At 75.5% G+C, this 19286-nt stretch carries 14 protein-coding genes and 1 riboswitch; of the genes, 7 read left to right on the top strand and 7 right to left on the bottom strand.

Annotation, left to right across the window (positions count from 1 at the left end; genetic code table 11):
• Positions 1–54 precede the first annotated feature (54 nt).
• A complete protein-coding gene (locus BLU95_RS08780; protein WP_093859498.1) occupies positions 55–732 on the bottom strand; it encodes a GTP cyclohydrolase II in 678 nt (225 codons plus the stop codon).
• Between the two features lie 322 nt (positions 733–1054).
• Here BLU95_RS08780 and gdhA point away from each other — a divergent pair, with 322 nt between their 5' ends.
• From gdhA to BLU95_RS08765, 3 genes are all read left to right on the top strand, one after another.
• Positions 1055–2434, top strand: a complete 1380-nt coding sequence (gene gdhA, locus BLU95_RS08775; protein WP_093859497.1) for an NADP-specific glutamate dehydrogenase — start codon at positions 1055–1057, stop codon at positions 2432–2434.
• A 114-nt stretch (positions 2435–2548) separates the two neighbouring features.
• Positions 2549–3421: an AraC family transcriptional regulator gene (locus BLU95_RS08770; RefSeq protein WP_093859496.1), complete on the top strand. Its 873-nt coding sequence runs from the start codon at positions 2549–2551 to the stop codon at positions 3419–3421.
• A gap of 126 nt (positions 3422–3547) precedes the next feature.
• Entirely contained in the window at positions 3548–4456 is a 909-nt protein-coding gene (locus tag BLU95_RS08765; protein ID WP_093859495.1) for an NADP-dependent oxidoreductase, read from the top strand.
• Between the two features lie 24 nt (positions 4457–4480).
• Here the strand turns inward: BLU95_RS08765 and lnt are convergent, their stop codons facing one another.
• The gene (gene lnt / locus BLU95_RS08760) at positions 4481–6106 is read right to left on the bottom strand and encodes an apolipoprotein N-acyltransferase (protein ID WP_197698734.1); all 1626 of its coding nucleotides are present in this window, start codon (positions 6104–6106) and stop codon (positions 4481–4483) included.
• Positions 6107–6248: 142 nt separating this feature from the next.
• On the bottom strand, positions 6249–9866 hold the full coding sequence (gene cobN, locus BLU95_RS08755; RefSeq protein ID WP_093859494.1) for a cobaltochelatase subunit CobN: 3618 nt from the start codon (positions 9864–9866) through the stop codon (positions 6249–6251).
• 272 nt (positions 9867–10138) lie between these two features.
• Positions 10139–10224, bottom strand: a riboswitch (cobalamin riboswitch).
• 166 nt (positions 10225–10390) lie between these two features.
• Here cobN and BLU95_RS08750 point away from each other — a divergent pair.
• From BLU95_RS08750 to BLU95_RS08735, 4 genes are all read left to right on the top strand, one after another.
• Complete coding sequence (locus BLU95_RS08750; protein WP_231978424.1) at positions 10391–11668, top strand: ferredoxin-like domain-containing protein; 1278 nt, start codon at positions 10391–10393, stop codon at positions 11666–11668.
• Entirely contained in the window at positions 11665–12291 is a 627-nt protein-coding gene (locus tag BLU95_RS08745; protein WP_093859492.1) for a precorrin-8X methylmutase, read from the top strand. The genes BLU95_RS08750 and BLU95_RS08745 overlap by 4 nt, the downstream gene beginning before the upstream one ends.
• The gene (locus BLU95_RS08740; RefSeq protein WP_093859491.1) at positions 12288–13832 is read left to right on the top strand and encodes a precorrin-2 C(20)-methyltransferase; all 1545 of its coding nucleotides are present in this window, start codon (positions 12288–12290) and stop codon (positions 13830–13832) included. Before BLU95_RS08745 ends, BLU95_RS08740 begins: the two co-directional genes overlap by 4 nt.
• A gap of 326 nt (positions 13833–14158) precedes the next feature.
• Positions 14159–15688 carry a UDP-N-acetylglucosamine 1-carboxyvinyltransferase gene (locus tag BLU95_RS08735; protein ID WP_093859490.1) on the top strand — a complete coding sequence of 510 codons (1530 nt, stop codon included), beginning with the start codon at positions 14159–14161 and terminating at the stop codon, positions 15686–15688.
• A gap of 108 nt (positions 15689–15796) precedes the next feature.
• Here BLU95_RS08735 and BLU95_RS08730 read toward each other — a convergent pair whose 3' ends face one another.
• Genes BLU95_RS08730 through cbiE form a run of 4 tightly spaced genes read right to left on the bottom strand, consistent with a single transcriptional unit; the run spans position 15797 to position 19170 of the window.
• On the bottom strand, positions 15797–16324 hold the full coding sequence (locus BLU95_RS08730; RefSeq protein ID WP_093859489.1) for a DinB family protein: 528 nt from the start codon (positions 16322–16324) through the stop codon (positions 15797–15799).
• 40 nt (positions 16325–16364) lie between these two features.
• On the bottom strand, positions 16365–17159 hold the full coding sequence (locus BLU95_RS08725; protein WP_093859488.1) for a cobalt-precorrin-6A reductase: 795 nt from the start codon (positions 17157–17159) through the stop codon (positions 16365–16367).
• A complete protein-coding gene (gene cobM / locus BLU95_RS08720) occupies positions 17159–17920 on the bottom strand; it encodes a precorrin-4 C(11)-methyltransferase (protein ID WP_093859487.1) in 762 nt (253 codons plus the stop codon). The genes BLU95_RS08725 and cobM overlap by 1 nt, the downstream gene beginning before the upstream one ends.
• Entirely contained in the window at positions 17917–19170 is a 1254-nt protein-coding gene (cbiE, locus tag BLU95_RS08715; protein WP_093859486.1) for a precorrin-6y C5,15-methyltransferase (decarboxylating) subunit CbiE, read from the bottom strand. Before cbiE ends, cobM begins: the two co-directional genes overlap by 4 nt.
• Positions 19171–19286 lie beyond the last annotated feature (116 nt).

Raw genomic sequence — 19286 nt, 5'->3', positions numbered from 1 at the left:
TCCGCGCGGCCCGTCCGGCCCGGCCCGGTCGGCCTTGGCCCCGGCCCGCCCGGCTCAGCCCACCAGCCGGGACAGCTCGATCGAGTGCCCCGTCCGCTCCACCTTCGCCCGCAGGTACCGGACGTTGCTCTCGGACAGGTGCACACCCGTCGGCACCCGGCGCTCGACCGTGACACCCAGGGCGGCCAACTGGGCGTCCTTGTCGGGGTTGTTGCTCAGCAGCTCGATCCCGTCCACCCCGAGCGCGTCGAGCATCTGCGCGGCCGCCGTGTAGTCGCGCCCGTCCTCCGGCAGGCCGAGCGCCGTGTTGGCGTCGTACGTGTCGAGTCCGGAGTCCTGGAGCGCGTAGGCGTCGAGCTTGTTGTAGAGCCCGATACCGCGCCCCTCCTGCCGCAGGTACAGCAGGTAGCCGCCCGCGTCGGAGATCCGCTCGACCGCCTCGCGCAGCTGCGGCCCGCAGTCGCAGCGGTCGGAGCCGAACACGTCCCCGGTCAGGCACTCCGAGTGCAGCCGGACGAGCGGTGTGCCGCCCTCCGGCACGGTGCCGAGGGCCAGCGCGAGGTGCTCGGCCCCGTCCGTCAGTCCGTGGAAGGTGAACACCTCGGCCTCGGCCCGGTACCCGTCCGCGAAGGTCAGCGGAATCCGCACCCGGGACCGGACCCGGGCACCGTCGACGGGGCGCGCGCCCTGCGGGGAATTGTTCTGCTGCTGGGGCAGCTGCACCTGCGGCATGGCTGGACCTCCGTGACGGCCGGTTCTCCTGGGACTCGGCTCCCGACGGTACTAGGTAGTTCCAATTTGAACAACATCTCGGCCGGAGGTGTACGGAGGGTCGGCGCCGCGTACGAACCGAAAGCCGAGGTCGGCCGCGATCCGACAGGGGCGGACAAACGCGGGGGAGCAGTGCGAGACTGGCGCCTGCGAGCGGTCCTGAGTCGCCGCGCTGGTGTTGTTGCGCGCCGTGACGCCCTCAATGGCGAGGGGACCGCCGGCGTCTCCCCCCGGGCGGGGGAGCGCCTGTCTTTCGACCACCCCCATGGAAGGTGCTCACAAGATGCCGGCTACCCCTGTGCCCGTCGCGTCCCACCACGCCGAGGACCCCGCCCTCGAGTCGCTGCTCGCCGAGGTGCTGCGCCGCAACGCCGGCGAGCCCGAGTTCCACCAGGCCGTGCGGGAGGTGCTGGAGACGCTCGGTCCGGTGCTGGCGGCACGGCCGGAGCTGGTCGAGGCGCGGATCGTCGAGCGGATCGTGGAGCCCGAGCGGCAGGTGATGTTCCGGGTGCCGTGGACCGACGACCGGGGCCGGGTGCACGTCAACCGGGGTTTCCGGGTGGAGTTCAACAGCGCGCTCGGCCCGTACAAGGGCGGGCTGCGGTTCCACCCCTCGGTGAACCTCGGGATCGTGAAGTTCCTCGGCTTCGAGCAGATCTTCAAGAACGCGCTGACCGGCCTGGGCATCGGCGGCGGCAAGGGCGGCTCGGACTTCGACCCCAAGGGCCGTTCGGACGCCGAGATCATGCGCTTCTGCCAGTCCTTCATGACCGAGCTGTACCGCCACCTCGGCGAGCACACCGACGTCCCGGCCGGGGACATCGGCGTCGGCGGCCGGGAGATCGGCTACCTGTTCGGCCAGTACAAGCGGATCACCAACCGCTACGAGGCGGGCGTGCTGACCGGCAAGGGCATCGGCTGGGGCGGCTCCCAGGCCAGGACCGAGGCCACCGGCTACGGCTGCGTGCTGTTCACCGCCGAGATGCTGCGCGCCCGGGGCGAGGAGCTGGACGGCCTGCGGGTCGCCGTCTCCGGCTCCGGCAACGTCGCGCTGTACGCGATCGAGAAGGCCCGGCAGCTCGGCGCGACCGTGGTCACCGCCTCCGACTCCACCGGCTTCGTGGTGGACGAGAAGGGCATCGACCTCGACCTGCTGAAGGAGGTCAAGGAGGTCCGCCGCGGCCGGCTCACCGAGTACGCCGAGCGGCGCGGCAGCCACGTCAAGTACCAGGAGGGCACCGGCGTCTGGAGCGTCCCGGTGGACGTGGCGCTGCCCTGCGCGACCCAGAACGAGCTGGCCGGGCCGGACGCGCTGGCCCTGGTCCGGGGCGGGGTGCGGGCGGTCGCCGAGGGCGCCAACATGCCGACCACGCCGGAGGCGGTGCGGGTGTTCCAGGAGGCCGGGGTGGCCTTCGGGCCGGGCAAGGCCGCCAACGCCGGCGGCGTCGCGACCAGTGCGCTGGAGATGCAGCAGAACGCCTCCCGCGACGCGTGGTCCTTCGAGCGGACGGAGGAGCGGCTGGCCGCGATCATGCGCGGCATCCACGACTCCTGCCACACCACGGCGGAGAAGTACGGCCGTCCCGGGGACTACGTCCTGGGCGCCAACATCGCCGGCTTCGAGCTGGTGGCGGACGCGATGCTGGCGCAGGGCCTGATCTGACGGACCGCACCGTCGCGGGCCACCCGACCGGAGCGGGCACGGGATGTCGGGTCCGGCCGGGTGGCCGCTGCCTACGGTGAGGAGCACAGGAACGGAAGGACGGGGCGGAACGGGATGCTGGACCGGCTGAACCAGGCCATGGAGTACATCGAGGAGCACCTCGACGGGACGGTCGACGCGGGCGAGCTCGCGCGGATCGCGACCACCTCGGAGTACCACTTCCGGCGGCTGTTCTCGGCCCTGGCCGGCATGCCGCTGTCGGAGTACCTCCGGCGCCGGCGGCTGACCCTCGCGGGGGCCGAAGTGCTGGCCGGGGAGCGGACCCTGCTCGATGTCGCGGTCCGCTACGGCTACGGCTCGGGCGAGGCGTTCGCCCGGGCGTTCCGGGCGATGCACGGCGTCGGCCCGGGCGAGGCCCGGCGGAGCGGCACGGTGCTCGTCTCCCAGCCCCGGATGTCCTTCCGGCTCGTCGTCGAAGGGAGCAGCAGCATGGAGTACCGGATCGTCGAGAAGCCGGCGTTCAGGATCGTCGGGCGCCGGGCCAGGGTGCCGTTGGTGCACGAGGGGGTCAACCCGGCCATCGCGGAGTTCGTCCGGGGGCTCGGGCCGGGCGAGGTGGAGCGGATCACGGCCCTCTCGGGGCAGGAGCCGCGCGGGATCCTCGCGGTCACCGAGTTCTTCTCGGACAGCCGGGAGCAGGGCGTGCCGCTCGACTACTACCACGCGGTGGCGGCCGGGCCGGACGCCGAGGTCCCGGACGGCCTCGACGTGCGGGAGGTCCCGCCCGGCACCTGGGCGGTGTTCCGTGCGGTCGGGCCGTTCCCGCGGGCGCTCCAGGAGATGTGGCGGGACGTCTTCACCCAGTGGTTCCCGTCCAACCCGTACGAGTTCCGGCCGGGCCCGGAGATCCTGAGGGTCGCCGCCCTCGTGGAGGCGGCGGAGGCGGAGGCCGAGCTCTGGATCCCGGTGGTGCGGTCCGGCGGCTGACGGGGCGGCCCGCGGCCGGTCGGGTCGTCCCGCCGGTCCGCCCCGTTCGGCCCACCAGGACCGGACCGGCCCCGGCCCCCACCCGCATGCTGGGGCGGGGGCCGTGGAGCGGAAGGTGGAGCGGGCATGGCCAAGGCGTTCGGATTCGTCGACTACGGCGGCCCGGAGAAGCAGGAGTTCCTGGACCGGCCCGTACTGGAGCCCGGACCGGGGCAGCTGGCGGTCGCCGTCCGGGCGGCCGGGGTGAACCCGGTGGACTGGAAGGTCCGCCGGGGCCTGCTCGGCCGGGAACGCCCACTGCCCTTCGTGATGGGGTCGGAGGCGTCCGGGGTGGTGGAGCGGATCGGTCCCGGCGTCACCGGGTTCACCCCCGGCGACGAGGTGTTCGGACTGGTCGCGGCGGGCGCCTACGCCGAACAGACGCTGCTGCTGGCCGGGTCGAGCGCGCTGAAGCCGGCGAAGGTCGGCTTCGACGCGGCCGCCACCCTGCCGGTCGCGGCCGCGACCGCCGACGACGCCGTCCGCGACATCGGTCTGGGCGCCGGGCGGACCCTGCTGATCCTCGGTGTCTCCGGCGGCGTCGGCAGCGCCGCCGCGCAGATCGCCCGCAGCCGGGGGATCCGCGTCGTCGGCACGGCCGGTGACTCCAACCGTGCCCATGTCGAGTCACTGGGCGCGGTGCAGGTCCGGTACGGCGAGGGCGTCGCGGACCGGATCCGCGCGGTCGCGCCGGACGGCGTCGACGGCATCCTCGACCTGGTCGGCGGGGCGGACGCCCGGGCCGCCGCGGTGACCCTGGCCGACCGGTCCCGGCTGGTGACCACCACCGACCCGGCCACCGCCCAGGAGCTGGGCGGCCGTTACATCACCCGGTCCACCACCCCCGGAACCCTGGTCGCCCTGGCCGAACTCGTGGCCGCCGGGGAACTGGACCCGCACATCTCCGCCCGCTACCCGCTGGCGCACGCCGCCGAGGCCCTGGCACTCGTCGAATCGGGGCACGCGCGCGGCAAGCTGGTCCTCGACGTGGGCTGACGGCCGGGGCGCGGTGTCCGGCGATCACCCCTGGGCCGGACCGGCCCCGCGCCGTTCCCGCCGCCGCCCGGCCGCCGCGACCGCGGCCGCCCCCGCCGTGACCAGCACGGCCGTCAGCGGGACGACGTCGCCCACCCGGTCGTACCAGGTGGCCGCGTCCGGCGCCGTCAGCGGCAGCCGCACCACCAGCGCGCCCGTGCCGTCGGTGCCCAGCCGCGCCAACTCGCGGCCCTGCGCGTCGAAGGCCGCCGACACCCCTGTGAGCGAGGCCTGGACGACCGGCCGACCGGTCTCGGCGGCCCGGATCGCGGCCAGCGAGACGTGTTGTTCGGGCGCCCAACTGCGCTGGAAGGTCGAGGTCGACGACTGGTAGACGAGGACCCTGGCCCCCGCCCGGGCGGCCGTCCGCGCCATGTCGGGGAACGCCGACTCGAAGCAGATCAGGGTGCCCACCGGCAGCGGGCGGCCGGACCGGTCCACGGCCGGCAACAGGTGCTGGCCGGTGCCGGGGGCCCGGTTCTCGCCCGCCGCCCGGCTGACCCCGGCCACCCAGCCGAGCACCGGCCGCAGCGGGATGTACTCGCCGAACGGCACCAGCCGGATCTTCCGGTAGCGGTCGACCACGCCGTCCGGGGACACCAGGACGGCGTCCTTGGAGATCCGCCCGTCCGACTTCCGGGCGTCCTCGCCGGCCAGCAGCTCGGCCCCGGTGGCGGCGGACAGCGCGCGCAGCCGGGCCAGCGTCGCCGGATCGCGGTCGAGGTCGGCGGTGGTGCTGGACTCGCCCCACACCACCAGGTCCACCGGGGGCCGCCCGACCAGCGCGGCGGTGGCCCGGGCACTCGCCTCGAAGCGGGCGCCCGGCTCGTCCACGATCCCCGGCTGCACCAGGGCGATCCGCACCTCGGCCGGCCCGGCACCGCCCGCCGCGGGCGCGGCCGGCGGCGCCGGGCGGAGCGCGAACAGCAGCGGCCCGGCCGCCAGCACCGCCGCCGCGAACACCGCCGCCACCGCCCTGGGCCGCGGGTCGACGGCGGTGAGCGCCACCGCCACGGCGGTGTTGACCGCCACCACCGCGGCGCTGACCAGCCAGATCCCACCCGCCGAGGCCAGTGCCAGGACGGCGGGGTGCTGCCACTGGGTGGCACCGAGCAGCGCCCACGGACCGCCCAGCGCGTGCCAGGAGCGCGCGTACTCGGTGGTCAGCCAGACCGCCGCGACCACCACCGGCGCGAGCAGTGCCCGCCCGACCGTCAGCGGCGGCCGCAGCAGCCGCCACGCCGCGACGCCCACCCCGGCCTGGAGCGCCCCGAACACCACCGCGAGCAGCGGCAGTCCGGGGCCGATGGAGCGGGTCAGCCAGGACATCCCGGTCAGGATGAACCCGGCGCCGAACCACCAGCCGCGCACCGCCGCCTCACGGGCGCCCGGGGCCGCCCGCATCAGCAGCAGGCCGGGGACCAGCGCGACCCAGGCCAGCGCCGCCACCCCGGGGGCCGGGAAGGCGAGCACGGGCAGCGCCCCGGCGGCCAGTGCCGCCAGCCGGGGCCGGTACCGGGCGAGCGTCCGGCCGGGGCGGGCGACGGCGGCCGCAGGGGCGGCGGGGCCGGGGGGACCGGCGGGGCCGGTGAGCAGGGGAGGGCGCGGCATGCCCCGTATTGTCCGCTTGGCGCGGCCCCGTCACCAGCCCCGTGATCACTCGAACGGAGTACTGGTCGAGGGTGGGGCGGCCTTCGCGGGTGCGTGCTGCGGCCGTCGCGGGAAGGCGCGGCGGCCTTCCCGCGAGCGCGGGTCAGCCGTCCTCGCCCTCCAGGTCCCCCTCGGTCTCCAGGAACGCGGCCCGGAGCTGCTCGATCAGCGCCGGGTCCGGCTGCTCCCACAGCCCGCGGCTCGCCGCCTCCAGCAGCCGCTCGCTGATCCCGTGCAGCGCCCACGGGTTGGCGCCGGCCAGGAACTCCCGGTTGACCGGGTCCAGCACGTACTCCTGGGTGAGCTTCTCGTACATCCAGTCCGCCACCACGCCGGTGGTGGCGTCGTACCCGAAGAGGTAGTCGACCGTGGCGGCCATCTCGAAGGCGCCCTTGTAGCCGTGCCGCCGCATCGCCTCGATCCAGCGCGGGTTGACCACCCGGGCACGGAAGACCCGGGCCGCCTCCTCGGTCAGGGTGCGGGTGCGGACGGTCTCCGGGCGGGTCGAGTCGCCGATGTAGGCGGTCGGCGCCTTGCCGGTGAGCGCGCGCACGGTGGCCACCATGCCGCCGTGGTACTGGAAGTAGTCGTCCGAGTCGGCGATGTCGTGCTCGCGGGTGTCGGTGTTCTTCGCGGCGACGGTGATCCGCTTGTAGGCGGTCTCCATCTCCTCGCGGGCCGGACGCCCGTCCAGCCCGCGACCGTACGCGTAGCCGCCCCAGACGGTGTACACCTCGGCGAGGTCGGCGTCGGTGCGCCAGTCCCGGCTGTCGATCAGCTGGAGCAGTCCGGCGCCGTAGGTGCCGGGGCGGGAGCCGAAGACCCGGGTGGTGGCCTTGCGCTCGTCGCCGTGCACCGCCAGGTCCGCCTGGACGTGGGCGCGGACGAAGTTGTCCGCCTCCGCCTCCTCCTGGGCGGCGGCCAGCCGGACCGCGTCGTCCAGCAGCGCCACCACGTGCGGGAAGGCGTCCCGGAAGAAGCCCGAGATCCGCAGTGTGACGTCGATGCGCGGGCGGCCCAGCTCCTCCAGCGGGATCGCCTCCAGGCCGGTGACCCGGCGCGAGGCGTCGTCCCAGACCGGGCGGACGCCGAGCAGGGCGAAGGCCTCGGCGATGTCGTCGCCGGCGGTGCGCATCGCGCTGGTGCCCCACAGCGACAGGCCCACCGAGGACGGGTGGGTGCCCTCGTTGTCGGCCCGGTAGCGGTCGATCAGCGAGGCGGCGAGCGCCTGGCCGGTCTCCCAGGCGAGCTTGCTGGGCACGGCCTTGGGGTCGACGGAGTAGAAGTTGCGGCCGGTCGGCAGCACGTTGACCAGTCCGCGCAGCGGCGAGCCGGACGGGCCGGCCGGGACGAAGCCGCCCCGGAGCGCGTGCAGCACGGCGTCCAGCTCGTCGGTGGTCGCGGCGAGCCGGGGCACCACCTGGGTGGCGGCGAAGGCGAGCACCTCGTGAACGGCCTCCGGAAGCCCGGCGGCGACCTTCTCCACCGCCTCGGGCGCCCAGTCGGCCGCCTCCATCGCCTCGACCAGGGCCCGGGCCTGCGCCTCGGCCGCGTCGGTGGCGCCGAGGGTGGGCGCGGCCTCGTCCAGGCCGAGCGCCTCGCGCAGGCCGGGCAGGGCGCTGACGCCGCCCCAGATCTGCCGGGCGCGCAGGATGGCGAGCACGATGTTGACCCGGTCGGTGCCGGCCGGGGCCTGGCCGAGCACGTGCAGGCCGTCGCGGATCTGGGCGTCCTTGATCTCGCACAGCCAGCCGTCGACGTGCAGCAGGAAGTCGTCGAAGCCGTCGTCCTCCGGGCGCTCGTCCAGGCCGAGGTCGTGGTCCAGCTTCGCGGCCTGGATCAGGGTCCAGATCTGGGCGCGGATCGCGGGCAGCTTGGCCGGGTCCATCGCGGCGATGTTGGAGTGCTCGTCGAGCAGCTGCTCCAGGCGGGCGATGTCGCCGTAGGAGTCGGCGCGGGCCATCGGCGGGACCAGGTGGTCGACCAGGGTGGCGTGGGCGCGGCGCTTGGCCTGGGTGCCCTCGCCCGGGTCGTTGACCAGGAACGGGTAGACCAGCGGCAGGTCGCCGAGGACGGCGTCCGGGCCGCACTCGGCGGACAGCGCGGCGGTCTTGCCGGGCAGCCACTCCAGGTTGCCGTGCTTGCCGAGGTGGACGACGGCGTGGGCGCCGAAGCCCCCGTCGGACTGCGCCGCGGCGATCCAGCGGTAGGCGGCCAGGTAGTGGTGGGACGGCGGGAGGTCCGGGTCGTGGTAGATCGCGACCGGGTTCTCGCCGAAGCCGCGCGGCGGCTGGATGAGCACCAGCAGGTTCCCGGAGCGGATCCCGGCCAGCACGATGTCGCCGTCGGGGTTCTGCGAGCGGTCGACGTACAGCTCGCCGGGGGCCGGGCCCCAGTGCTCCTCGACCTGCTCGCGCAGGCCCTCGGGCAGGGTCGCGTACCAGCGGCGGTAGTCGGCGGCCGGGATGCGCACCGGGTTGCGGGCGAGCTGGTCCTCGGTGAGCCAGTCCTGGTCGTAGCCGCCGGCCGCGATCAGCGCGTGGATGAGGGCGTCGCCCTCGTGGCCGTCGTCGGTGTCGTCGGTGTCCAGACCCGGTACGTCGGTGCCGATGTCCATGCCCTCCGCGCGCAGCCGCTCCAGCAGGCGCATCGCGCTGGCCGGGGTGTCCAGGCCGACGGCGTTGCCGACCCGGGCGTGCTTGGTCGGGTAGGCGGACAGCACCAGCGCGAGCCGGCGCTCGGCGGCCGGGACGTGCCGCAGCCGGGCGTGGGCGACGGCGATGCCGGCGACCCGGGCCGAGCGCTCCTCGTCGGCGGCGTAGACGGTGAGGCCGTCCTCGTCCAGCTCCTTGAAGGAGAACGGGACGGTGATCAGCCGGCCGTCGAACTCCGGCACGGCGATCTGGGTGGCGGTGTCCAGCGGGGACAGGCCGTCGTCGCTCTCCTCCCAGCGGGCGCGCGACCAGGTCAGGCAGAGCGCCTGGAGGATCGGCCGGTCCAGGGCGGCGAGCGCGCCCGCGTCCCAGGCCTCCTCGTCGCCGCCGGCCTGGGCGTCGGCCGGGCGGGTGCCGCCGGCGGCGAGCACGGTGGTGACGAGGGCGTCCGCCTCGCCGAGGGCGGCCAGCAGCTCCGGCTCGGCGCCGCGCAGCGAGGCGCAGTAGTAGGCGCGGGCCCGGGCGCCCTGGTCCTCGATCGCGCGGCAGAGGGTCTCCACGAAGGCGGTGTTGCCGCTCATGTGGTGGGCGCGGTAGTAGAGCACCGCGACGGTCGGGCCCTCGGTGGTGCGGGCGGTGCGCTCCAGCGGGCCCCAGGCCGGGGCGGAGGCGGGCGGGGCGAAGCCGTGGCCGGTGAGCAGCACGGTGTCGGAGAGGAAGGCACCGAGCTCGGCCAGGTTGGCCGCGCCGCCGTGGGCCAGGTAGGCGTGCGCCTCGGCGGCGATGCCGGCCGGGACGGTGGACAGCTCCATCAGCTGGGCGTCGGGGGCCTGTTCGCCGGTCAGCACGATCACCGGACGGGGGCCGGCCAGCAGCGCGTCCAGGCCCTCCTGCCAGGCGCGGCGGCCGCCGAGCAGGCGGACCACGACCAGTTCGGTGCCCTCCAGCAGGTCGGGCAGCTCCTCGGCGGTGAGCCGGGCCGGGTTGCCGAGCCGGTAGCGGACCGGACCCTCGGACGCGCGGGCGCTGAGCAGGTCGGTGTCGGACGTCGACAGCAGCAGAATCATGCGAAGGCCCTCCCGGCCTCGGAACCGCCCCGAGCCGAAGGGCGCGCCGGCGTTGAAAGCGATGAGTGACAAGCGAATGACGAAGGAAGGAGCGCCGGAGCGAAGAGCGTCAACGGCGGGTCCGAGCGCCCGGAGGCGAGTGGGCGAGCCTCTGCGGGCAAGGTCAACAGCATGGGCATCGCCATGGAGCACCACGAGGGCGCGGACATGCGGCGGCGCATGGCTTCAAGCCTTCCTCGGGGTCCGCGCCCCGGGCCGGTGGAGGACGGCAGGAGTTCCTGGCTCCCGCGCTTCCCCGGAGGCCCGGTGAAGCGCGGTCACAGTGGCGGGACCGCACCGGGTTCGCACCGGTTTCCTCCCCTGCGCCGTCGCTGGCGTGCGGACGGTCCGCGGGGACCGTCCGCGAGCATCGTACGGGGTGAGGCTGACCTGGGGGAGTGCAGGTTCCGGCCGGTGCGCACGGGCTCGGGGGTGTGATCGACGGTACGGCGGCAACCCGTCGGATCCTCGGTATGCTCGCCGCCATGCCTCCCGAACCCGACGCCGTCGTGGCGGGCGCCGCCGTGCCCGACCGGGCGCGTTCGGACGCCTGCCCCGGGGCCCTTCGTCTGCATACCGCCGACGACGGGGCCCTGGCCCGGGTCCGGCTGCCCGGGGGGCTGCTGACGGCCCGTCAGGCACTGGCGCTGGCCGAGGCGGCGGAGGCGCTCGGCGACGGCCGGCCGGAGATCACCTCGCGCGGCAACGTCCAGCTGCGCGGCCTGGCTTCGGACTGCGGCGGCGAACTCGCCGAGCGGCTGCGGGCCGCCGGCCTGCTGCCCTCCGACACCCATGAACGGGTCCGCAACATCGTCGCCTCGCCCGGCCCCGGCGCCGGGCCCGCCGAGGGCTCCGCCGACGTACGGGCCTGGGCGCGCGCCCTCGACGCGGCCCTGTGCGCGAGCCCCTGGGCGACCGGCCTGTCCGGAAAGTTCCTGTTCGCCCTGGACGACGGCCGAGGGGACGTCGCCGCGCTGGACGCCGATGTGACATTGATCGCAGGTCCGGCCGGCACCGCCCTGCTGCGCCTCGGCCGGGCCGCCACCGCGCGGCCGGTGCCGGCCGGGCGGGCGGTCGAGGCGGCACTGGACGCGGCCCGGGAGTTCCTGGACGCGCAGCGCGCCGCCGGACTGCGGGCCTGGCACCTGCGCGAACTGCCCGATCTGCTGCCGCCCGGCCCGGTGCCGCTGCCGCCGTCGACCGGGCCCCGCCTGCCGCTCGGAGCCCTGCCGGGGGGCGGGCTGCACGTGGGTCCGCGCTTCGGCGCGGCCACGGCCGGGCAGTGGCGGGCGCTGGTGGACGCCGCCGAGGGTGAGCTGCGGCTGACCCCGTGGCGCGGCGCGGTGCTGCCCGGCGCCCCGGCCGACCGGCTCCCCGCGCTCGCGGCGGCGGGCTTCCGGACGGCGGCCGGGACGGCCTGGGACGGCGCGAGCGCCTGCACCGGGCTGCCGGGCTGCGCGAAGTCGCGGTCCGACGTCCGGGCCGACGCGGCGCGGGCGCTGGACGGCGTCCCAGTACCGGAGGAGGGCGCGCGCCCGCAGCCGGGTGCCGCCCTGCTGCCGGTGCACTGGTCGGGCTGCGAACGCCGCTGCGGCCACCCCGCCGGACGGCGGGTGGACGTGCTGGCGACCGGGGAGGGCTACCGGGTGGCGGTGACCGGCGGTCCGCAGGGGCGGGACGCCGTCCAGGGGCGGGACACCGCCGTGGAAGTGACGAACGAGCAGATGGCCGCGGCGGTCGCCGCGGCCCGGAGGACCACGTGATCGAGTACGAGAAGGACGGCGCGTCCATCTACCGCCAGTCCTTTGCCACCATCCGGGCCGAGGCCGACCTGGCCGGACTGCCCGCGGACGTCGCCCGGGTCGCGGTGCGGATGATCCACGCCTGCGGCATGGTCGACCTGGTCGAGGACCTGGTGTACTCGCCCGGCGCGGTCGCCTCCGCTCGTGCCGCCCTGCTGGCCGGGGCACCGATCCTGTGCGACGTGAACATGGTCGCCAGCGGTGTCACGCGCAAGCGGCTGCCGGCCGACAACGAGGTGATCTGCACCCTCACCGACCCGTCGGTGCCGGAGCTGGCCCGGGCGATGGGCAACACCCGCAGCGCCGCCGCGATGGAGCTGTGGCTGCCCCGGCTGGAGGGTGCGGTGGTCGCCGTCGGCAACGCGCCGACCTCGCTGTTCCGCCTGCTGGAGCTGATCGAGGCCGGCGCCCCGCGCCCGGCCGCCGTGATCGGCGTACCGGTCGGCTTCATCGGCGCGGCCGAGTCCAAGGAGGCCCTGGCGGCGCACCCGGCCGGTCTGGAGCACCTGGTGGTGCGCGGGCGGCGCGGCGGCAGCGCGATGGCCGCCGCGGCGATCAACGCGATTGCGAGCGAAGAAGAGTGACGGACCATCAGGAAGTCCTCGAGCGGCACGTCGACCGGCGGGACGTCGGCCGGCTCTACGGTGTCGGCCTCGGCCCCGGCGACCCGTCGCTGGTGACCGTCCGCGCCGCCGAACTCATCGGCAAGGCGGACGTGGTGGCGTACCACAGCGCGCGCCACGGCCGGTCGATCGCCCGCTCGATCGCCGAGCGGTACCTGACGGGCGGTCAGATCGAGGAGAAGCTGGTCTACCCGATCACGGTCGAGACCACCGACCACCCCGGCGGCTACCGCGGCGCGCTGGACGACTTCTACCAGGAGGCCGCCGAGCGCCTGGCCGCCCACCTGGACGCCGGCCGCGACGTGGTGGTGCTCGCCGAGGGGGACCCGTTCTTCTACGGCTCCTACCAGCACATGCACAAGCGCCTCGCGCACCGCTACCCGACCGAGGTGGTGCCCGGCGTGACCTCGGTCAGCGCCGCGGCGGCCCGGCTGGGCCAGCCGCTCACCGAGGCCGAGGAGACGCTCACCGTCATCCCCGGCACGCTGCCCGAGGAGGAGCTGACCGCGCGCCTGGCCGCCGCCGACTCCGCCGTGGTCATGAAGCTCGGCCGCACCTTCCCGACCGTGCGCCGCGCCCTGGAGCGGGCCGGCCGGCTGGCCGACGCGCAGTACGTCGAGCGGGCGTTCATGGACGGCGAGCGGACCGCCCCGCTGGCCTCCGTCGACCCGGACACCGTGCCCTACTTCTCGGTGGCCGTACTGCCCAGCAAGGTCGCCCCGCTGGAGGCCGCGGCCCCCGACCTGAGCGGCCCGGGCAGCGTCACCGTCGTCGGCACCGGTCCGGCCGGCCCGCTCTGGCTGACCCCCGAGGCCCGCGGCGCCCTCGCCGCCGCGACCGACCTGGTCGGCTACACCACCTACCTCGACCGGGTGCCGGAGCGGCCGGGGCAGACCCGGCACGGCTCCGACAACAAGGTGGAGTCCGAGCGCGCCGAGTTCGCCCTCGACCTGGCCCGTCGGGGCCACCGGGTCGTGGTGGTCTCCTCCGGCGACCCGGGCGTCTTCGCGATGGCCACCGCGGTGCTGGAGGTCGCCTGCGAGGAGTCCTACCGCGAGGTGCCGGTGCGGATCGTCCCCGGGATGACCGCCGCGCACGCGGCCGCCTCCCGGGCCGGTGCCCCGCTCGGCCACGACTACGCGGTGGTGTCGCTCTCCGACCGCCTCAAGCCGTGGGACGTGGTCGCGGCCCGGCTGCGCGCCGCCGCCGGGGCGGACCTCGTGCTCGCCCTCTACAACCCCGGCTCGCAGTCCCGCACCACCCAGGTCGGCCGGGCCAAGGAACTGCTGCTGGAGTACCGCGCCCCGGAGACCCCGGTGGTGATGGCCCGCGACGTCGGCGGCCCCACCGAGCGGGTCCGCACCGTCCCCCTCGGCGAACTGGACCCGGCCGAGGTCGACATGCGCACCATCCTGCTGATCGGCTCCTCCCAGACCCGGCACGTCCCCCGCGCCCCGCACCCGGACGTCACCTGGACCCCCCGCCGCTACCCGGAGGCCTGAGCGCCGCCCCCGCGGAAGGCCCCGTGCCTTCCGCGCGGGCCCCGCGGCGGCCCGGGGCGCCGCGGGGCCGGGTGCTGCTCGGCCCGCCGGACGAGGCGGGCGGCGGCGTCCGCGGTGGCCGGGCGGGGAGGGGTGTCGGCGGTCGCGTGCAACCGCCGGGGCCGTGAGGGCCGTCCTCCACCGGAGAGTTCTGTCCCAGGACCGTCCCGGAACCTTCGCCGTGATGTGAAGATCTGACGCTCATACGGGGTGAGAAACGGACAAAAGTAGCGCCACGCCCGGGGTGGGTTCTGTTGCTATCTCAGCCATGAGATATCGTCTGGCGAGTGACAGGCGACTACCTCACCCGTATCGGCACCCTCATCCGTACCGCGCGTCAGCACCGCGGCTGGTCCCAGGCCCAGCTCGGTGAGGCCCTCGGCACCAGCCAGAGCGCGGTCAACCGCATCGAGCAGGGCAAGCAGAACGTCAGCCTTGAGATGATCGCCCGCATCGGCGAAGCGCTCGACAGCGAGATCGTCTCCCTCGGCTACTCCGGCCCGATGCACCTGCGGGTCGCCGGCGGCACCACCCTCTCCGGCGCGATCGACGTCCGCAGCAGCAAGAACGCCTGCGTCGCGATCCTCTGCGCCTCGCTGCTGACCACCGGCCGCACCACCCTGCGCAGCGTCGCCCGGATCGAGGAGGTCTACCGGATCCTCGAGGTGCTCAACAGCATCGGCGTCAGGAGCCGCTGGACCAACGACGGCCGCGACCTCGAACTCACCCCGCCCGCCGAGCTCGACCTGGCCGGCATGGACGTCGAGGCCGCCCGCCGCACCCGCAGCGTGCTGATGTTCCTCGGCCCGCTGATGCACCGCGCCGACACCTTCGCCATCCCCTACGCCGGCGGCTGCGACCTCGGCACCCGCACCGTGCAGCCGCACCTCACCGCGCTGCGCCGGTTCGGCCTGGAGGTCGCCACCACCGGCGGCGCCTACCACGCCTCGGTCCAGCCCGGCACGCCGATGGACCGGCCGATCGTGCTGACCGAGCGCGGGGACACCGTCACCGAGAACGCCCTGCTCGCCGCCGCCCGCCACGACGGCGTCAGCGTCATCCGCAACGCCTCGCCCAACTACATGGTCCAGGACCTCTGCTTCTTCCTGGAGAAGCTGGGCGTGCGGATCGACGGCGTCGGCACCACCACCCTCACCGTGCACGGCGTCCCCGAGATCACCTGCGACGTCGACTACACCCCGGCCGAGGACCCGGTGGAGGCGATGAGCCTGCTCGCCGCCGCCGTGGTCACCTCCTCCGAGCTGACCGTCCGCCGGGTGCCGATCGAGTTCCTGGAGATCGAGCTCGCCGTGCTGGAGGGCATGGGTCTCGACTACGACCGCACCCCGGAGTACCGCGCCCACAACGGCCGCACCCGGCTGGTCGACCTCACCGTGCGCCCCTCCAAGCTCACCGCGCCGATCGACACCATCCACCCGATGCCCTTCCCCGGCATCAACATCGACAACGTGCCGTTCTTCGCCGCCATCGCCGCGGCCGCCCACGGCACCACGATGATCCACGACTGGGTGTACGACAACCGCGCCATCTACCTCACCGAACTCACCCGCCTCGGCGCGGACATCAAGCTCCTCGACCCGCACCGGGTGCTGGTCCAGGGCCCCACCCGCTGGCGCGCCGCCGAGATGGTTTGCCCGCCCGCGCTGCGCCCCGCCGTGGTGATCCTGCTGGCGATGCTGGCCGCCAAGGGCACCTCGGTGCTCCGCAACGTCTACGTCATCAACCGGGGTTACGAGGACCTCGCCGAGCGCCTCAACTCCATCGGCGCCCAGATCGAGACCTTCCGCGACATCTGATCCGCGCCCCGGCCGCGGACCCACCGCGCCCCCGCTGCGGACCCACCGCGCAACGCCGCCGCCCGGCACCGGAACCCCGGTGCCGGGCGGCGGCGTTCCCGGGCCCGGCTACTCGCCGGTGCGGCCGTCGAGGTGCTCGCGGAGGAGGTCGGCGTGGCCGTTGTGGCGGGCGTACTCCTCGATCATGTGGGTGAGGATCCAGCGCAGGGAGTACGAGGTCTCCTCGCCGTCGGGCGCGCGGTAGTGGCCGAGCACGTCCAGGGACGCGGCGGCGGAGACGAGTCCGCGGGCGTGCTCGCACTCGGCGCGCCAGCGGGTGAGGGCCTCCTCCGGGTCGGCCCCGTCGACCTCGAACTCGGCCTCCCGGCCGCCCCAGAAGCCGGGGTGGCCCTCGCTGTCGAGGACGTTGCGGAACCACCCGCGCTCCACCTCGGCCAGGTGGCGGGTCAGGCCGAGCAGGGAGAGCGGGGAGGGGAGCAGCGGGCGGGCGCGGAGCTGTTCGGTGCTCAGCCCGGCGCACTTCCAGGCGAAGGTGGCGCGCTGGTAGTCCAGGAAGCCGGTCAGGGTGGCGAGTTCCCCGGCGGCCAGCGGCGGTTCGGTGCGGGCGGCGTCGGCGAGTTCGTAGGCGTCGGTCATCCGGCCATCCTGGCAGCGGGGGGCGGGTCCCGCGCGGGAATTACCCGCCGGTCAGGCCCTGTTCGGCCAGGCGCTCCAGTGCCTCGGGGACGCTCGCCGCGACCGGCACCCCGGCCGGCAGCGGCGGGCGGTCCACCACGACGACGGGCAGGCCGAGTTCGCGGGCCGCGGTGAGCTTGGGGGCGGTGGCCGCGCCGCCGCTGTCCTTGGTGACCACGACGTCGATCCGGTGCTCGCGCAGCACCGCCCGCTCGCCGTCCAGGGTGAACGGGCCCCGGTCGAGCAGCACGTCGAGTGCGGCGGGCAGCGGAGGTTCGGGCGGATCGACCGAGCGGGCCACGAAGTGCAGACCGTCGAGGTGGGCGAAGGCGGCGATGCCCTGGCGGCCGCTGGTGAGCAGGACCCGCCGGCCGAGGGCGGGCAGCAGCGCGGCGGCGGCGTCCAGGGACGGGACGCGGTGCCAGTCGTCCCCCGGCACCGCCGCCCAGCCGGGACGGCGCAGCGCCAGCAGCGGGACACCGGTCGCCGCGGCGGCCGCCGCGGCGTTGCCGGACATCACCGCGGCGAACGGGTGGGTGGCGTCCACCACCGCGTCCACCCGCTCGGCCCGCAGCCAGGCGGCGAGGCCGTCGGCGCCGCCGAAGCCCCCGATCCGCACCTCGCCGGCGGGCAGCCGGGGCCGGGCCACCCGCCCGGCGAGCGAGCTGGTGACCCGGAGCCCGGTCCGGCCGTCGAGCGCGGCGGCGAGGGCGCGGGCCTCGGTGGTGCCGCCGAGGATCAGCAGGTGGCGGCGGTCGGACGGGGCCGCCGGGAGCGGTGGGGCGGGGGGTGCCATCAGGCGCCGCAGGACTTGTGCGGGCGCTCGCGGTCCGCGGAGTAGAGGTGGCTGTCGCGGAACTGCTCGGCGGCCAGGGTGCGGCCGACGATGATCACGGCGGTGCGGACCACACCGGCGGCCTTCAGCTGTCCGGCGATGTCCCCGACGGTGCCGCGCAGCACCAGCTCGTCCGGCCGGCTGGCCATCGCGACCACGGCGGCCGGGCAGTCCGCCCCGTAGTGCGGGAGCAGCTGCTCGACCACGTCGTCCACGTACCCGGCGGCCAGGTGCAGTACGAGCAGGGCGCCGCTGCGGCCGAGGGTGGCGAGGTCCTCTCCCGGCGGCATCGGGGTGGCGCGCTTGGCGATCCGGGTGAGGATCACGGTCTGGCCGACGGTCGGCACGGTCAGCTCGCGCTTCAGAGCGGCCGCCGCGGCGGCGAAGGCCGGTACGCCCGGGACCACCTCGTAGGGCACGCCGGCCGCGTTGAGGCGGCGCATCTGCTCGGCGACGGCGCTGAACACCGACGGGTCGCCGGAGTGCAGCCGGGCGACGTCCTGCCCGGCGGCGTGGGCGCGGACCATCTCCTCGACGATCACGTCCAGGGTGAGGTCGGCGGTGTCGACCAGCCGGGCGCCGGGCGGGCACTCGGCGAGCAGTTCGCGCGGCACCAGGCTGCCGGCGTAGAGGCAGACCTCGGCGCGGGCCAGGATCCGCTGGCCGCGCAGGGTGATCAGGTCGGCGGCGCCGGGGCCGGCCCCGACGAAGTGGACGGTCACGAGGCGTTCTCCCGGGAGGTGAGGGTGTCGGCGGCGGGCTTGACGGCGGACCACTGGGTGACCGGCATCGCCTGGCGCCAGCCGGTGAAGCCGCCGACCGGGACGGCGTGCGCCACGGCGAGCCGCAGCAGCTCGCCGCCGTGCCGCCGGTACCAGGTGGTGAGCAGCGCCTCCGACTCCAGGGTCACCGTGTTGGCGACCAGTCGGCCGCCGGGCGGCAGCGCGGCCCAGCAGGTGTCGAGCAGACCGGGCGCGGTGAGGCCGCCGCCGACGAACACCGCGTCCGGGGCGGGCAGTCCGGCGAGCGCGTCCGGGGCGGGGCCGGTGACCACGCGCAGCCGGGGCACGCCCAGGGCGGCGGCGTTGCGGACGATCCGCTCGGCCCGCACCGGGTCGCGTTCGACCGTGACGGCCCGGTTGTCGCGGTGGGCGCGCAGCCACTCGATCGCGATCGAGCCCGAGCCGCCGCCGACGTCCCAGAGCAGTTCGCCGGGGACGGGGGCCAGGGTGGCGAGCGTGGCGGCGCGCACGTGCCGCTTGGTCAGCTGGCCGTCGCTCTCGTACGCGTCGTCGGGCAGGCCGGGGACGACCGGGGTGCGGGGGCCGTCGGCGCCGAGTTCGACGGCGACCAGGTTGAGCGGGTCGCCGGGCGGGTGCGGCCAGCCGTCGGCGGGGCCGTCCAGCTGCCGTTCGCCGGGCCCGCCGAGCTGTTCGAGGACCCGCAGCCGGGCCGAGCCGTAGCCGTGCGCGGCGAGCAGCGCGGCGACGGCGGCGGGGGTGGCGGAACCGGCGCTGAGCACCAGCAGCCGACGGCCGGGGTTGAGGGCGAGCCGCAGCGTGTCGAGGGGCCGGCCGACCAGGCTGACCACCTCGGTGGCCTCCAGCGGCCAGCCGAGCCGGGCGCAGGCGTGGGCGACCGAGGAGGGGTGCGGCAGGATCCGCAGCCGTTCGGGGCCGACGGTCTCGGCGAGGGTGCGGCCGATGCCGAAGAACATCGGGTCGCCGCTGGCCAGCACGACCGGCCTGCGGTCCGCGTACCGGGCGAGCAGGCCGGGGACGGCCGGGCGCAGCGGGGACGGCCAGGGCACCCGTTCGGCTCCGACCTCGTCGGCGGGCAGCAGGTCCAGCTGCCGGGGGCCGCCGATCACGGCCCCGGCGGCCCGCAGGGCGGCGCGCGCGGTGGCGGCCAGTCCGGGCCAGCCGTCGGCCCCGATCCCGACGACGGTGATCGGGGGTGGCTGCTGGGACACCGGGGGGCTCCTCGGGGCGGGGTCGTCGACGCGGGGTGTGGGCAGCCTACCTGGCGGTATTCGCCCCGGGTGCGGCCAGGGTGCGGCCCCGGACGCCCGGGCATAGCGTCGTCCGG

Source organism: Streptomyces sp. TLI_053 (genome assembly GCF_900105395.1).
In the GTDB taxonomy this organism is placed as follows: domain Bacteria; phylum Actinomycetota; class Actinomycetes; order Streptomycetales; family Streptomycetaceae; genus Kitasatospora.
Note: the sequence above shows the minus strand (reverse complement) of the source record. Positions and strands in the feature narration are given on the sequence as shown.

Excerpts from the sequence above, each read along its gene's own strand:
- lnt (WP_197698734.1), bottom strand. The coding sequence starts at position 6,106 with ATGCCGCGCCCTCCCCTGCTCACCGGCCCCGCCGGTCCCCCCGGCCCC.
- BLU95_RS08770 (WP_093859496.1), top strand. The coding sequence starts at position 2,549 with ATGCTGGACCGGCTGAACCAGGCCATGGAGTACATCGAGGAGCACCTC.
- BLU95_RS08765 (WP_093859495.1), top strand. The coding sequence starts at position 3,548 with ATGGCCAAGGCGTTCGGATTCGTCGACTACGGCGGCCCGGAGAAGCAG.
- BLU95_RS08750 (WP_231978424.1), top strand. The coding sequence starts at position 10,391 with ATGCCTCCCGAACCCGACGCCGTCGTGGCGGGCGCCGCCGTGCCCGAC.
- BLU95_RS08730 (WP_093859489.1), bottom strand. The coding sequence starts at position 16,324 with ATGACCGACGCCTACGAACTCGCCGACGCCGCCCGCACCGAACCGCCG.
- BLU95_RS08780 (WP_093859498.1), bottom strand. The coding sequence starts at position 732 with ATGCCGCAGGTGCAGCTGCCCCAGCAGCAGAACAATTCCCCGCAGGGC.
- cobN (WP_093859494.1), bottom strand. The coding sequence starts at position 9,866 with ATGATTCTGCTGCTGTCGACGTCCGACACCGACCTGCTCAGCGCCCGC.
- BLU95_RS08725 (WP_093859488.1), bottom strand. The coding sequence starts at position 17,159 with ATGGCACCCCCCGCCCCACCGCTCCCGGCGGCCCCGTCCGACCGCCGC.
- gdhA (WP_093859497.1), top strand. The coding sequence starts at position 1,055 with ATGCCGGCTACCCCTGTGCCCGTCGCGTCCCACCACGCCGAGGACCCC.